At 63.8% G+C, this 13,957-nt stretch carries 14 protein-coding genes; 9 read left to right on the forward strand and 5 right to left on the reverse strand.

Annotated features, from left to right (window positions below):
- Positions 1-98 precede the first annotated feature (98 nt).
- From QCE49_RS34070 to QCE49_RS34090, 5 genes are all read left to right on the forward strand, one after another.
- The gene (locus QCE49_RS34070) at positions 99-998 is read left to right on the forward strand and encodes a LysR family transcriptional regulator (protein WP_175982437.1); all 900 of its coding nucleotides are present in this window, start codon (positions 99-101) and stop codon (positions 996-998) included.
- Between the two features lie 186 nt (positions 999-1,184).
- Positions 1,185-2,531 (forward strand): MFS transporter, encoded by a 1,347-nt coding sequence (locus QCE49_RS34075; RefSeq protein ID WP_250457684.1) that lies wholly within the window; start codon positions 1,185-1,187, stop codon positions 2,529-2,531.
- On the forward strand, positions 2,528-3,568 hold the full coding sequence (locus tag QCE49_RS34080; RefSeq protein WP_008345396.1) for an amidohydrolase family protein: 1,041 nt from the start codon (positions 2,528-2,530) through the stop codon (positions 3,566-3,568). Before QCE49_RS34075 ends, QCE49_RS34080 begins: the two co-directional genes overlap by 4 nt.
- The gene (locus QCE49_RS34085) at positions 3,565-4,233 is read left to right on the forward strand and encodes an RraA family protein (RefSeq protein ID WP_008345394.1); all 669 of its coding nucleotides are present in this window, start codon (positions 3,565-3,567) and stop codon (positions 4,231-4,233) included. The genes QCE49_RS34080 and QCE49_RS34085 overlap by 4 nt, the downstream gene beginning before the upstream one ends.
- Before the next feature lie 65 nt (positions 4,234-4,298).
- The gene (locus QCE49_RS34090; protein ID WP_033535664.1) at positions 4,299-4,691 is read left to right on the forward strand and encodes a hypothetical protein; all 393 of its coding nucleotides are present in this window, start codon (positions 4,299-4,301) and stop codon (positions 4,689-4,691) included.
- Positions 4,692-4,743: 52 nt separating this feature from the next.
- Here the strand turns inward: QCE49_RS34090 and QCE49_RS34095 are convergent, their stop codons facing one another.
- Entirely contained in the window at positions 4,744-6,315 is a 1,572-nt protein-coding gene (locus QCE49_RS34095; protein WP_008345391.1) for a protease pro-enzyme activation domain-containing protein, read from the reverse strand.
- Positions 6,316-6,408: 93 nt separating this feature from the next.
- Positions 6,409-6,732 (reverse strand): DUF4148 domain-containing protein, encoded by a 324-nt coding sequence (locus QCE49_RS34100; RefSeq protein WP_250442119.1) that lies wholly within the window; start codon positions 6,730-6,732, stop codon positions 6,409-6,411.
- Between the two features lie 195 nt (positions 6,733-6,927).
- Between QCE49_RS34100 and QCE49_RS34105 the strand changes: the two genes are divergently transcribed.
- The 4 genes from QCE49_RS34105 (at position 6,928) to flhC (ending at position 11,496) form a co-directional block, all read left to right on the forward strand.
- A complete protein-coding gene (locus QCE49_RS34105; protein WP_033535665.1) occupies positions 6,928-7,863 on the forward strand; it encodes a cation diffusion facilitator family transporter in 936 nt (311 codons plus the stop codon).
- Positions 7,864-8,058: 195 nt separating this feature from the next.
- The gene (locus QCE49_RS34110) at positions 8,059-10,419 is read left to right on the forward strand and encodes a bifunctional diguanylate cyclase/phosphodiesterase (RefSeq protein ID WP_250457685.1); all 2,361 of its coding nucleotides are present in this window, start codon (positions 8,059-8,061) and stop codon (positions 10,417-10,419) included.
- A 193-nt stretch (positions 10,420-10,612) separates the two neighbouring features.
- Positions 10,613-10,930: a flagellar transcriptional regulator FlhD gene (flhD, locus tag QCE49_RS34115; RefSeq protein ID WP_250437747.1), complete on the forward strand. Its 318-nt coding sequence runs from the start codon at positions 10,613-10,615 to the stop codon at positions 10,928-10,930.
- A complete protein-coding gene (flhC, locus tag QCE49_RS34120) occupies positions 10,927-11,496 on the forward strand; it encodes a flagellar transcriptional regulator FlhC (RefSeq protein WP_008345386.1) in 570 nt (189 codons plus the stop codon). Before flhD ends, flhC begins: the two co-directional genes overlap by 4 nt.
- A gap of 10 nt (positions 11,497-11,506) precedes the next feature.
- Here flhC and QCE49_RS34125 read toward each other — a convergent pair whose 3' ends face one another.
- From QCE49_RS34125 to QCE49_RS34135, 3 genes are read right to left on the reverse strand one after another with little or no spacing between them, the layout of a single operon-like run.
- Complete coding sequence (locus QCE49_RS34125) at positions 11,507-12,409, reverse strand: type VI immunity family protein (RefSeq protein WP_250457686.1); 903 nt, start codon at positions 12,407-12,409, stop codon at positions 11,507-11,509.
- Positions 12,410-12,426: 17 nt separating this feature from the next.
- Complete coding sequence (locus tag QCE49_RS34130) at positions 12,427-12,954, reverse strand: hypothetical protein (RefSeq protein WP_250457687.1); 528 nt, start codon at positions 12,952-12,954, stop codon at positions 12,427-12,429.
- A gap of 9 nt (positions 12,955-12,963) precedes the next feature.
- Entirely contained in the window at positions 12,964-13,947 is a 984-nt protein-coding gene (locus QCE49_RS34135) for a PAAR-like domain-containing protein (RefSeq protein ID WP_250457688.1), read from the reverse strand.
- Positions 13,948-13,957 lie beyond the last annotated feature (10 nt).

Raw genomic sequence — 13,957 nt, forward strand, 5'->3', positions numbered from 1 at the left:
TTCGGTGATCGCTTCGCCCGACGTCATCCAGCACACCGCCTGCATCGGCGCGCACTCATACGTTTGCAACGTTCGCCATCGTATCCAAGAAGGTCGACATGAATTTCAGGTCCTTACAGTGCTTCGTCATTCTCGCGGAGGAACTGAACTTCAGCCGCGCGGCCGAGCGGCTGCATATCGCGCAACCGGCGTTGAGCCAGCAGATCCGGCTGCTGGAAGAGCGGCTCGGCACGCAACTCGTCGATCGCGCGAGACGCCCGCTGCGGCTCACCGAGGCGGGCCACTATCTCTGCACCGAAGCGCGTCAGATTCTCGGCTCGTGGGAACAAGCCAGTCTGGGCGCGCAGGAAATCGGCATCGGGCGGCGCGGCTGGCTGTCGATCGGGTTCACGCGATCCGCGATGTACAGCATCCTGCCGCCCGCGCTGAAGGCGTTCCATCACTCGTATCCGGAAGTCGAGCTCAAGCTCTTCGAGATGCTGACCGAAGAACAGACCGATGCACTGCGCGACCTGCGCATTCATGTCGGCATCGGACGTCAGCCGCTCGACATCCCCGGTTGCACGTCGTATCCGCTGCTGCGTGAACATGTGGTGGCCGTGCTGTCGCCGGATCATCCGCTGGCGGGCAGGAAGAAGGTGCGTATCGCCGAACTCGAAGATACACCGCTCATCGTGTATCCGAAGCATCAGAACGCGCAGTTCAAGCGCACCGTGCAGTCCTTGTATCGCGATGCGGGCGTCACGCCTTTCATCGCTCATCAGGCTTACGAAATCCAGACGGCGATCGCGCTCGTCGCGGCGGGGCTCGGCGTGACCTTCGTCGGCGAATCGGTGGCGCGGCATGGACGCACCGACGTCGTGTTCCGTCAGCTCTCAGGCCCGGGTGCGTCGCGCTGGTCCACGCTCGCCGCCACATTCCGCACGGACGACGATTCGGCGCATCTGCGTGCCTTTCTCGCGTGCCTTCCTCCGCCGCTGACCGGCGCCGCACTATAAGAGAACGCTTATAGAAGCATAAGGAACGCGTCTTGGACGCGGGCCGGCGCGCTACTTATCATCGATTTTCATGTCCTGGGCCGGCATGCCTTACGCGCAGCCGAACGGACAGACGAGCGGCGCAGGCCGTTTGTAAAGCGAGGCCGCAGAGCCTCGCGATCCGATGAAAAAGAACGTGGAGACGGCATGGCCCCATTCAACGAAGCAGCAACGATGCGAAAGGTATACGGGCGGCTCATGCCCCTGCTCTTCGCGATGATGTTCTTCAACTACCTCGATCGCATCAACATCGGCTTTGCCGCGCTCGACATGAACAAGGCGCTCGGCTTCAGCCCCGCCGTGTTCGGCTTCGCAGGCAGCATCTTCTTCGTCGGCTACATGGTGCTCGAGGTGCCGAGCAATCTGCTGCTGCATCGCGTGGGCGCGCGCCGCTGGATCGCGCGCATCCTGCTCACGTGGGGCGCGGTCGCGGCCGTCACCGCGTTCGTATTCGACGACAAGAGCTTCTACGTGCTGCGCTTTCTGCTCGGCGTCATGGAAGCGGGTTTCCTGCCGGGCGTCGCGGTGTATCTGACGAAGTGGTTCCCCGAGCGCTATCGGGCGCGCGCGGTCGGCGGCTACATCATCGCGGGATCGTTTTCCGCCGTGCTCGGCGGCCCGATCTCGACCGCGCTGATGACCTACGCGAACGGCATCCTCGGCCTGCAGGGATGGCAATGGATGTTCATCCTCGAAGGCATTCCGGCGATGCTGCTCGGCCTGCTCACGCTGCGCAACATGACGGAGCGCCCCGCCGACGCCGACTGGCTCGCCGACGACGAAAAGCGCTGGCTCGAAACGACGCTCGCGGCAGAGCGCGAAGCGGTCGGCGGCAACGCGCACTTCCCGCTGCTGCGCGTGGCGGGCGATGTCCGCGTATGGAGCCTCGCGTGTCTCTTCGGCTGCGCGCTCGTCGGCATCTACGGGCTCTTTCTGTGGCTGCCGCAGATCGTCAAGAGTCTCGGTCATCTGAGCAACATCGAAGTCGGCTTTCTTTCCGCCGCGCCGCCGCTTCTCGGCGTGCTCGGCACGTTCATCATCAGCCGCAGTTCGGACCGCACGGGCGACCGCAAGAAGCACCTCGCGTTCGTCTACGGCATGAGCGCACTCGCGATCGCGGGCAGCGCGTATGCGCCGAATCCGGTCGTCGCCTATGCGCTGCTGTGCGTGACCGGCCTCTTCATCTACGCAGGCAATCCGCTGTTCTGGAGCCTCGCCTCGTCGTTCAGGACCGGCGCGGCGGGCGCGGCGACCATCGCGCTCATCAACACGATCGCGCAGTTCGGCGGCCTCGTCGGGCCGTGGAGCATCGGGCTCGTGCGCAACGCGACGGGCAACTTCAAGCTCGCGTTGCTGACGATCGCGGCGTTCCTCGTCGTCGCGACGATCATCGCGCTCGTCATGCGCGTGAAGCCCGCCGACGACGAAGACACTTCGCTGCCCGCATCCGATTCGCACGAAGCGGGCGCACAACGACAGGAAAACCACGCATGATCATCGATTGTCACGGTCACTACACGACCTCGCCGCCGCAGCACGAAGCATGGCGCGCGCAGCAGATCGCCGCGCTGAAGGACGGCGCATCGGCGCCGCCGCGCCCCGCCATCTCCGACGATGAAATACGCGAAAGCATCGAGAACGGGCAGCTTCGCATCCAGCGCGAGCGCGGCACCGATCTCACGATCTTCTCGCCGCGCGCCGCCGGCATGGGCCATCATCTGGCGACGGCGGAGGCCAACGCGGTCTGGTCGGAAGCATGCAACGACCTCGTGCATCGCGTCGTCGACCTGTTTCCGCGTAATTTCGTCGGCGTCTGTCAGTTGCCGCAAGCGCCGGGCGTGGCGCCCGAGAATTGCATCGCCGAACTGCGCCGCTGCGTGGAAGAACTGGGTTTCATCGGCTGCAATCTGAATCCCGACCCTTCGGGCGGGCACTGGTCCGGGCTGCCGCTCACCGACCGCTCGTGGTATCCGCTCTACGAAGCGATGGTCGAGCTCGACGTGCCCGCGATGATCCACGTTTCGTCGTCGTGCAATCCGAACTTTCATGCGACCGGCGCGCATTACATCAACGGCGATACATCGGCGTTCATGCAATTGCTCCAAGGCGATCTGTTCGCGGATTTCCCGACGCTCAAGTTCGTCATTCCGCACGGCGGCGGCGCGGTGCCGTATCACTGGGGACGATATCGCGGACTCGCGCAGGACATGAAGCGGCCGCTGCTCACCGAATATCTGCTGAACAACGTGTTCTTCGATACCTGCGTCTACCATCAGCCGGGCGCCGAGCTGCTCGCAAAGGTGATTCCGGCGAAGAACATCCTGTTCGCGTCGGAGACGATCGGCGCGGTGCAGGGCATCGATCCCGAAACGGGTCATTACTTCGACGACACGCGCCGTTATATCGACGCGATCGAATGGCTCAGCGACGCGGATCGCCAGCGCATTTTCGAGGACAACGCGCGCGCGGTGTACGGACGGCTTTCCGCGCAACTGGAACGGCAACGATCGAACGAAGGAGCGACCGCATGAATCCGGCCGGATGGCGTGAATACGAATCCGCGGCTCAGGCGAGCCCCGCGACGCTCGCCGCGTTGCGCGAGCTGGCGGTATCGCTTCTGAGCGACAACATGGCCCGCGTGAGCGGCACGACCGGACTGCGTCCCTATCATCGTCCGAAGCCGATGGCCGGCACGGCCGTCACGGTACGCACGCGCGGCGGCGACAATCTCGCGATCCATCGCGCGTTCGACTACTGCCGCCCCGGCGACGTGCTCGTCATCGACGGCGCCGGCGAGCTCACGCAGGCGCTCATGGGCGACATCATGGCGAGCTTCGCGCAGAGCATCGGCGTGCAGGGTCTCGTCATCGACGGCGCGATCCGCGACGTCGGCGCGCTCGGCCAGCGCGACTTTCCCGTGTACGCGCGCGGCGTCACGCATCGTGGGCCGTACAAGAACGGGCCGGGCGAGATCAACGTGCCGGTGACGGTCGGCGGGATGGTGGTGAATCCGGGTGATATCGTCGTCGGCGATGAAGACGGCGTGCTCGCCATCGCGCCCGCCGACGTCGAAGCGGTGATCGAAGGCGCGCGCAAGCAGGCGGCGAAGGAAGCGGCGGCGCTCGAGTCGATCGCGGAAGGCCGTTTCGATCGTGCGTGGGTCGCGGTTCAACGCGACCGCATGATGAACGGCTGACGCCTTGCCGAACCGCCGCGAACGCACGCATGATGGCGCGTTCGCTTCATCGACTATCGACCGCCATGCCCGACTTTCTCGACGCCGCCGCGCTCATCGACCTCGCGCGACGCGCGCAAGCCCGCGCGCCGCAACCCTGCGCGTGCACGAAAACGCCGCTCGACGGCTGGCAATCGCAGCCGCTGTCGCTCGACGAATCGCAGTTCCGCGAGATCGGCACGCTGTTACCGGAGCACGATCCGGAGCCGACCTTCGCCGAATATCTGCCAGGCAAGACGAACTACTGGTCCGCCGATGCGCCCATCGCGCCGCGCTTCTTTCCGTATAACCGCTGCGGCGTCTGGGAATGCTCGTCCTGCGGGCGGCTGTATCTGCGCTACACGGAAGGCGGCGGCTACTTCGTCGATCGCAGGATTCGCGCGGTGCGCGCGGATCTGATCGAAGACGTCTCGCCGTGACAATGCGCGCTCGCGCAGGAACGTCCGTTTCGCGCGAGCACGCATTTCAGCCTCAACTCACCGCATCCTTCACCTTCTTGCCATCGGGCCGTCCGAGGCCGGTGCAGGCGTCCCATCCGGCTGTCGCGTGGAAATCGTCGTTATTGCCCTTTGTGATGTCGACGAGCGCCAGCGGGTCCTTGTAGAGATGCGGATTGATATACCCCACCGGCGCGCCCTTGATCGCGTTGATGCGCGCGATCAGTCCGGCCCATAGCGGCGCGACCGCGCTCGTTCCGCCGATCACCATGTCGTGACCGTCGACGCGCACTTCGTAGCCGGTCACGGGATCGGCATTGCCGGCGACATCGGGCACGCCGCGCATCGCGAGCGGACTGTGTGCGCCGCCCGCGCGCGTGACTCGCAGCCCTTCCTGCCACGCGGGCAGCGCGAAGAACGAGCTCACGCCGCCGCCGGTCGCGCCGCCGTTGGCGCCGTCGTTCCATACGGTCTCGCTAGCGATTCCGTTGCCGCTCGCCTGCAGCGACGTGCCGCCGCAGCCCAGCGCATACGGACTGGACGCCGGGAAATCGACGTGATCCGCGCCATCGCCCACGCCGTCGCCGGAACCGTTGTCGCCGGATGCCGCGCAAATCGTCACGCCGAGCGCCGCCGCCGACTGGAACGCCTGATCGAACGCGTTCATCGCCTGCTGCGTCCATGCCGATTCCGGACCGCCCCAACTGATCGAAATCACCGACGGCTTGTTCTTCGTGTCATGAATCGCGGTGCCGATGGCGTCGATAAAACCCGCGTCGGTGTTGGGCGCGAAATAGACGACGATCTTCGCGCCCGGCGCGACCGCGCCCGCGACTTCGATATCGAGCATCACTTCGCCATCGGGACCGTTCGGATCGCCGGTCGGATGGTTCCGTCCGTGATCGACCGAAACCGCGGTCACGGACGGCGCCTTCATATTCAGCGACGCGAAATACGTCTTGAGATCCGCGGGACGGTAGCCGCCGCCCAGCTCGATGATCCCGATGCATTGATTCTGACCGTCGCCTTGCGGGAAGTCATAGAGCGACGCGAGCTGCACCGGCGTGAACGTCGACGCGCCCGCTGCGCGCGCTGTCCAGCGCACGTTGCCCTGCGCGCGGGTCCGGAAGCTGGGCCGCGCCTGCGGACGGTTGTCGAGACCCATGACGGCATCGACGACGCCGTTCAGTTCATCGGGCAGATGGATCGGTCCCGTGCGGCCGCGATAGGTGCCGCCGTCATGTTCGTACTGTTGCAGGCTCACGCCGAAGGCCGCGTCGAACTGCGCGACCGTGCCAGAGAGCACGACCGCGCGCCGCGCCTCGTGACTCTCGACGACCGACAGTCCGTGCTTTTGCGCGAACGCATGGACCGCCGCCAGGTCCGCGCTGTCCGCGCCGAAATGCTTCGTGAACTCGTCGTGATCGATATGCTTCGCCGACGCGCCTTGCGCCGCGAGCGCGCTGATGTGCTTCTCGAACGCATCGTGCGAGCGCCGTCGCACGAGCATGGTGACCTCCAGACGTTCGTTCGGGTCTGCCTTGCCGATGGGCTGCGCGTCCTTTAAACACTCGCGTTCGCTTCCGTTGAGCGGATGGTTTGCCATGTCTGAACACTCCTGAGAAACGCCGCCGTCGTGGGTTGCGTTTTCGATGCCTCGCGGGCGGCGGGCGGGCATCGGATGCCGTGCGATACGCGCTTATTGACCGCCGAAATAGATCTGCTTCATCTCCTGCGCTGATGCCGGGCGCATGACGGCGCGAGCGCCCGTCGCCGACGCGCCCGACATCGCGCCGCCATAGCCAGTCGCGTCGTTCCGGCTCGATACGCGCGCCTCCGCTGCCTGGATCGCCGCCGGATAGCCGGGATCCTCGCCTCTGCCCGGGTAGTAGCCGGCCTGCTCCAGTTGCTCGAGCTCGGCGCGCACCTGGGCGCGCGTGAGCGCCGCGTCCGTCTGCGCGAGCGCGGCAATCGGCAGCGCAAGCGCGGACGCCGCCGCGAGCGCCATCAAAATCGGTTTCATGATGATCTCCTTGATGATGCGAAAGTCCGTGACGCGGACGTGCTCGTCCGCAGATGAAAGACGATCACCGATGGAAAAAATCGCATTCTTCGTTGCGCGATATGAACGCGATGCGCGCGAAGGGCAACGCCTTCGCGAATCGTCCGTAGAATCGCGTCAGAATAATGCTGCGCGAAAAGCTGCAAGGAGCTAACGATGTCACAACGAAACACTGACGAGGCGCTTCGTCGCATGGCGTCGATCGTCGCGCTGGTGTTCGCGCTGGTGCTCGTCGTGTTGAAGGTGTGGGCCTGGTTCGCGACCGGATCGATCTCGCTGCTCACCGCCGCAGCCGATGGCCTCGTCGATGTCGTCGCGTCTTCGGTGACGTTCATGGGTGTGCGCTATGCCCTGCGCCCGGTCGACGAGGGGCACCGCTACGGTCACGGCAAGGCCGAAGCGGTGGCGGCGTTCGTGCAGGCGCTGCTGCTCACGGGCGTGGCTGTCGGACTCGGCATCGAATCGGGGCAGCGCGTCGTGAATCCCGAACCGTTGAATCAGACAGACTTCGGGATCGCGGTCATCGTCGTGAGTACGCTTGCGGCCATCGGACTCGTGCTGATGCAGACGTGGGTCGTGAAGCGCACGGGATCGACCGCCATCGCCGCCGACCGCGCGCACTATGCGACCGATATCGCCGTGAATATCGCCGTGCTCGTCGCCCTGCTGCTCGATCACTTGCTCGACTGGCCACGCGCCGACGCAATCGGCGCGCTGTGCATCTCGCTCTACATGCTGTGGAACGCGCGCGGCATGGCGGTGGCTGCGCTCGTGCAACTGCTCGATCGCGAACTGGACGATCCCGAACGCGCGCGCATTGCGGCGGCCGTGACGGCGGTCGAAGGCGTGCAAGGCGTGCACGACATCCGCACGCGAAACGGCGGCGATCGCGTATTCGTCGAGTTCCATCTCGAAGTGGCCGGCGAGCTGACCGTCGCGCAGGGCCACGCCATCGCCGATGACGCGGAAAGAGCCGTGCAGCGGCTCTTTCAGGCATCGGACGTCACGGCGCACGTCGAACCGGCGGGCATCGTCGACGATCGTCTGGACGACCGCGTGCTCGGCACGGCATCCACCGCCGGCCACAAGTGATTGCATCGGTTCGTCGTGGCGCGGCGCACGCGGCATCGGCTGGACAAAATTACCGCGTCGGCGCGTCGGCCGACGCCCGCCGGCTTCCGGGCGCCTAAAGCTCCCGAATCCGGCTGACGTAAACAAGGCGTGATCTTCGCTAAAAGCAACGCCGAGCCCGCTGCCCGTTCATCGAGAGCCCGCGTCATCAACGTAATGTCCCAGTCTCCCCAATCCGGATCGTCCAGCACCGTCGCCAGCGGCGATCGCTCGCGACAGGGGCACAAGACCGCGCGAAATCAGGAATTTCTCGCTTTCTTTCTGTCCACGCGAAGCGACCGCGCGACGCTCTCCTGGACCGTTCTCACGCAGATCGGCCTCGCGGGCCTGGGCGTCGGCGCGCTCTGCTACCTCGCACTGTCGTTCGTGTCCGAAGGTGCGGCTTCCTGCGCGGGCGTCGTCTCGGGCGCGATCGCGTTCGCGTTCTTTTTGCGTCTTGCACGCCGGAGCGCCGCGCGCGCGAACGCCACGACCGCGCTCGCAAAAGCGCTTCTCGACGCCAATCGCGAATGCCTGAAACTGCTCGACGCCGATGGCCGCATGGTCCGCATTTCCGAATATGGCGCCGAACTCATGGAAGCGAGCGCGCCCGAACAACTCGCCGGTTCGAACTGGCTCGGCTTCTGGTCCGGTGAAGACGCGACCGCCGCGCACGATGCGTTTCATGCCGCCATGAGCGGCGCACGCGCGACATTCCGAGGCAGTTGCCCGACCACGTCGGGCGCGCCCAAGACCTGGCATTCGCGCCTCATTCCGATAGAGAACGGCGACGGCGGCGTGGAAGGCGTGATTTGCGCCTCGCAGGACATGACGCAGCAGGCGGAACTCGCCGCCGCGCTCTGCGCCAGAGAGACGCTGATGTCGGAGATGGAGGCGCACGTCGGCCTTTGCTTCTATTCCTATAACGCCGATTTCACGGGCTTTCATCACATCAGCGCGGGATGCGCGGCCGTCTTCGGCCTGGATGCGCAAACGTTTCGCGAGTCGCCCCAGGCCTGGATGGCGCTCGTGCTGCAGGAAGACCTGCCGCAACTCACGGCCGCGATGCGCCGGATCGCCGAATCGAAAGTCAGCCAGAAGGCGCTATACCGCATCCGCCGTCTGGACGGCAATGTGCGCTGGATTCAAAGCACCGGATCGCCCGTTCTGGACGGCGCGGGCAATGTGGCGCGCATCGTCGGCATCAGCGAGGATGTCACGGCGGAGCAGGACCGCCTCGCCGAACTCGACCGCCTCGCCTTCACGGATTCGCTGACCGGTCTCGCGAATCGCGCCGCGCTCATGTGCAGGATCGACGAGCGATGCCGCAAGCAGGCGCCCTTCGCGCTGATGTTCATCGACCTGGACCGTTTCAAGGTGCTCAACGACACGCTCGGTCACACGGCGGCGGACCGGCTGCTCAAATCGCTGAGCAGGGTCATCCGGGCCGCGTTGCCGGCCGATGCATTTCTCGCACGTCTCGGCGGCGACGAATTCGCCGTGCTGATCGACGGCGCGAAGCACAAGGACCCGCTCGCCGAGATCGCGCGCGCCACGCTCGATGCGCTCGTGCAGGCGGATCAGGCACACCGCGCCGGCACGATCACGGCGTCGATCGGCATATCGGTCTTTCCCGAAAACGGGGCGAATCGCGAGACGCTTCTGACGAGCGCCGATATCGCGATGTATGCGGCCAAGAAAGCCGGACGCAACGGCTACCGTTTCGCCGACAAGGATTCGAGCGAACGCATCGTCGATTTCGAACTCGAGCGCGACCTGCCCGCGGCGCTCGCCAAGAAGGAGTTTCAGCTTCACTACCAGGCGATCCACGAGCCGCACACGCGCGAGGTCCGCAGCGTCGAAGCGCTCATTCGCTGGCGGCATCCGGAGCGCGGGCTCGTCTCGCCGGGCGTCTTCATACCCATTCTCGAAGAAAGCGGCTTCATCGCCGAAGTCGGCGCATGGGTGATGGACGACGCCCTGCGTCAGCTCGCGCTATGGCGGCAGGCCGGCGCGCGCGCGCTCGGCGTTTCGGTTAACGTGTCGGCGCGACAGCTGCGCGACGCGACCATCGTCGATGTCGTCGACGAAGCCTTGCGCCGCCATGCCCTGCCCGCCTCGACGCTGCAACTCGAACTCACCGAGAGCGCGCTGATGGACGACCCGAGCCTTGCACAGCGCACGCTCGGTGCGTTGAAGAAGCTGGGCGTGCGCATCGCCATCGACGACTTCGGCACCGGCTATTCGAGTCTGCGCTATCTGGCTGATTTCGCACCGGACTGCGTGAAGATCGACCGCTCCTTCATCACGCGGATGGAATCGGATCAGGCAACGCGCAGCATCGTGTGCGGCATCATCCAGATGTGTCACACGCTGGGCCTGAGCGTGACGGCTGAAGGCGTCGAGGAAACAGCGCAACTGGAATTGCTCAGGCATGCGCAATGTGACTTCGTGCAGGGCTTCCTGCTGAGCCGGCCGGTCGCCCCCGACGACGTGCTCGGGCTCCCGATCGCCACGCCATCCGCATTGATAGATTAGGAAAGGAACCGCGAAATTCGCGCGCTTGCTTTTCCTTTCGGTGAACCCTAACCTTACGCCGAAGTTGTGACTAAATGTAACGCTTGTATCAAGATGATCGCGAACGTCGATCGAGTCGCAAACGAGGCACAAGAAAATTGCACGGCAAGAATGCCGGCATGAACCACGGGGTTTTTCCGAAGAGCGGGAAACCATGAATAGCAGTGAATCGCTTGACTCGATCCGCGAGATCAATCTGTCGTACGTGATCCTTGCACAACGCATGTTGCTCGAGGACAAGTCCGTCGCCATGTTCCGGCTCGGGCTTTCGCCGGAAATCGCCATGATTCTGGCCAGTCTCACGCCCGCGCAAACAATCAAGCTTTGCAGTTCGAACCAGTTGTTGTGCGCGTTTCGCTTCAACGATCATTCGTTGCTGTCCGCATTGACGCAACCGGCCACGCACGTCGACGTCGGCGCCACTCACGCCGCCATCCTGCTGGCCGGACAGCCGGCGGAACAGTTCGCATGAGCATGGAAACCACGCTTCGCAAAAGCGTCAGCGACGACGCGCAGGAAGTCTATCGCGCGATTGCTCTCATCGAACTGGGCGCTCGCATGCAGTTGCTCGAAACCGAGTTGACGTTATCGCGCGACCGCATGATCCGTCTGTATCGGGAATTGAAGGGCATGCCGCCGCCCAAGGGCATGCTGCCGTTCTCGGCGGACTGGTACATGACGTGGATGCCCAACATCCATTCATCGCTCTTCTACAACATCTATCTGTTTCTCAAGGAGCAGACACGCTGTTCGCGTCTCGATGCGTTGACCAAGGCTTATCGACTGTATGTCGAGCACTGCGGGCAGAACCGGCTCGAAGTCGTCCTGAGCCTGACGCGTGCATGGACACTGGTGCGCTTCTTCGAAGCGGACATGCTGCAGCAGACGCCATGCTGCCGCTGCAAGGGCAAGTTCGTCGCGCACAGGCACGATCTTCAGGCGCATTTCGTGTGCGGCGCGTGTCAGCCGCCGTCACGCGCGGGGCGGACGAAGAAGGCTGCGAGCAGCAAGGCCGAGTGCGGTTCGCTGGCGGCGTGAGTGGATGGACTCAGGTCGGCCATCCATGTGTGAAGCGCTGTAGCCACGCCATGGTCTGGCCGCCTTCCCATCGAGTGCTCCAGAACGGTTCGTGGCTCTTGATCTGCATCGGCAACAACGCACGTGCGACATCGAAATACGGTTTCAGATCCGCTTGAACGTTGCGGTCGCCGAGCGTCGGGCTGTCCGACACCTGCAAAAGCGTCGCGAAAGGCCCATCGACGAAATCGAAAGCAGCAAGCTTCGCCTGCGCTAATTCCTTTTGATATTGCGTTCGAAAAGGTTCGCCGATGACCGTCAGCCAGCTCAGGCACTTGTAGCCTCGCTTGAGTTCCCTGGCGCTCAGTTCGATCTCCTCCACATCGCAGCCCCAGTATCGGCGCGCCAAAGCATAGATGCGCTCGAACGAAACTTCTTCGTATTTCGAAGACGGACGTCCCTGCAGCAGATAACCGCCATAGCCCGAGCAAACCGGAAACATCGACATCATGTCGAGTGCGAGTGAACGGAGGAATGCGGCATCGACTTGCCAATCGAATTCGAAGCGAAAGAAGCTCGCCATTTCGGGTTCCGTAAAAGGCCGAAAGCCGTGAAACATGAAAACCCGCGAATCGACGGGCTTTGCGTCCGAAAACCCATAGCCCCAATGCACCGTCTTGCGCAGTTCGGGAAGCAAGACGGTTTCGAAGCGAATGCGCGCCGCCGCATCCCACGCTTCGAGCCTCGCCCACGAAACGGTCGACCTGTAGTTCCTGAAGACATCGCCGACCGCGCGAAGGTACGCGTCATACACGCGTCTCGTCGTGACCGGACCGGGCGGATCGGGCACATAGAACACGAGATGCTGTTTCAATTCGACCAGCGGCATGGGCGACGAAGGATCATCCGTGAATTCGAGGATGGGGTTTGCCATCGCGTCGGACTTCCCGGTCAGGGTTTGAGGTTTTTCCGGTCTTTCTGCTGAGCGGCAACACGACGCTCCAGCACTGAAAGATAGCCCTTCAGGAAAGCCTCGAAGTTATCGTGACGCCATTGCTCCCCGATGCTGGAAATCCACACAACCTCGTAGCCATGCTTAGAGGGCGAAGTGTCCACGTCGAACGAAACGCACTCCGGCGTGTTCCCCGCACCGATGACGAACTGGCTGCACGCCGGGTACTCGTCGACCATTTCCGGAAGGAGACCGTGGTCGTCGCGCGCGACCTCGAGCGCCGAAAGCAGTGACAATTCATCATTCATCAAGCTGGATACGCCATCGCTCGTGGACAGAAACAATCGATAACTCGCCGGCATGACGAGGTTGCGCGCTTGCAGAAAGGCATCGAGCGCCGCGAGGTCGCCTCCGCTCGCCGGCGGGCGCAGTTGAGGCCGCACGGGATCGTCGCTGAAGTAGCCGTTGAGCTTGAACTTGGTATCACTCAGCTTCTGCAGCAGGTCTTGCATCTGTTGGGTGTTCACGCGACCTCCTTAATCACAGTTACAAGAGGGATGCGCTTTCATGCGCTTGGGGGCGGGTTTGAGCCGGTTCATGCTGCCGCCGACCGTGTAATTCACGCGGGCGTCGGCCCATCGCATATTGGCGCTGGTGAGTGGCCCGCTAAGAGAAGCCGGGTGCATGTGATCCGGATTCATTGCGCCCGGGCCGCTGCGAGCGGGGTCCGCCAATCCTCCCGCCTGCTTCCATTTTTCGTGCTGACAGTCCGGCGGCTTCACGTTCTTCGGACTGTAAAACATGCGCTTGATGGCCGGATGATCGGGATTGCCGGCGGCCGCGGTCACTGCGTCGGCGAAGTCCTTCGCGAATTGCTTGAGGCTCGCCTGATACGCATCATAGTGGTCGGAACCGGGATTGCTGGGACTATCGCTCAGCCTCGCCTTCTTGCTCTTCGACTGGTTGTAGGCCTTGACCATCTCGCAGACCTGACCGCACATGCAATCGTCCCATTTGCGCTTTTTCTTTTTCTTCTTTTTCCCGCAATCCGGTCCGACCTGAGTCGCCGGCGGACGTTTCGATCTTTTCTGCTTCACGCCTGTCATCGTCGCGCCGGTATTGGGCGGAGAACCGTTCGGGCCGCAGTTGTTGAGCATCGGCTCGGCGAGAAGATGAACGCTCTTGCCCTCGATTTTCACCGTCATCGATCCCGGCGTGATGAATCTGGCCGGCCCGTGCGTGTTGCTCGAAAGCAGACCGCCGCCCGTGCCCTTGCTGGCCATGTCGCCGAAGCTGTTGAACATCGCGCCCCGGATAGCCACCTCGTCGCCCTCGATCTTGACGCTCGTCGAATAGCCGTCCGGCGAATCCCCCGATTTGGCGGTATTGGGCAACGCAGCCGGAACGAACGGAGCGGGCGGCGCCGGCATCTTGCACATGTTCGGGAGCGTGGCCCGAGCAGTGCCGGAACTGCCCTTGGTGACAGGCGTCTTCGGAGGATGGATTCCAACGCTGGTCATGGCGCGTCGA

The organism is Caballeronia sp. LZ008 (genome assembly GCF_031451435.1).
In the GTDB taxonomy this organism is placed as follows: Bacteria; Pseudomonadota; Gammaproteobacteria; order Burkholderiales; family Burkholderiaceae; genus Caballeronia; species Caballeronia zhejiangensis.

Coding starts and splice junctions, on each gene's coding strand:
- QCE49_RS34070 (WP_175982437.1), top strand. CDS start 99: ATGAATTTCAGGTCCTTACAGTGCTTCGTCATTCTCGCGGAGGAACTG.
- QCE49_RS34075 (WP_250457684.1), top strand. CDS start 1,185: ATGGCCCCATTCAACGAAGCAGCAACGATGCGAAAGGTATACGGGCGG.
- QCE49_RS34080 (WP_008345396.1), top strand. CDS start 2,528: ATGATCATCGATTGTCACGGTCACTACACGACCTCGCCGCCGCAGCAC.
- QCE49_RS34085 (WP_008345394.1), top strand. CDS start 3,565: ATGAATCCGGCCGGATGGCGTGAATACGAATCCGCGGCTCAGGCGAGC.
- QCE49_RS34090 (WP_033535664.1), top strand. CDS start 4,299: ATGCCCGACTTTCTCGACGCCGCCGCGCTCATCGACCTCGCGCGACGC.
- QCE49_RS34095 (WP_008345391.1), bottom strand. CDS start 6,315: ATGGCAAACCATCCGCTCAACGGAAGCGAACGCGAGTGTTTAAAGGAC.
- QCE49_RS34100 (WP_250442119.1), bottom strand. CDS start 6,732: ATGAAACCGATTTTGATGGCGCTCGCGGCGGCGTCCGCGCTTGCGCTG.
- QCE49_RS34105 (WP_033535665.1), top strand. CDS start 6,928: ATGTCACAACGAAACACTGACGAGGCGCTTCGTCGCATGGCGTCGATC.
- QCE49_RS34110 (WP_250457685.1), top strand. CDS start 8,059: ATGTCCCAGTCTCCCCAATCCGGATCGTCCAGCACCGTCGCCAGCGGC.
- flhD (WP_250437747.1), top strand. CDS start 10,613: ATGAATAGCAGTGAATCGCTTGACTCGATCCGCGAGATCAATCTGTCG.
- flhC (WP_008345386.1), top strand. CDS start 10,927: ATGAGCATGGAAACCACGCTTCGCAAAAGCGTCAGCGACGACGCGCAG.
- QCE49_RS34125 (WP_250457686.1), bottom strand. CDS start 12,409: ATGGCAAACCCCATCCTCGAATTCACGGATGATCCTTCGTCGCCCATG.
- QCE49_RS34135 (WP_250457688.1), bottom strand. CDS start 13,947: ATGACCAGCGTTGGAATCCATCCTCCGAAGACGCCTGTCACCAAGGGC.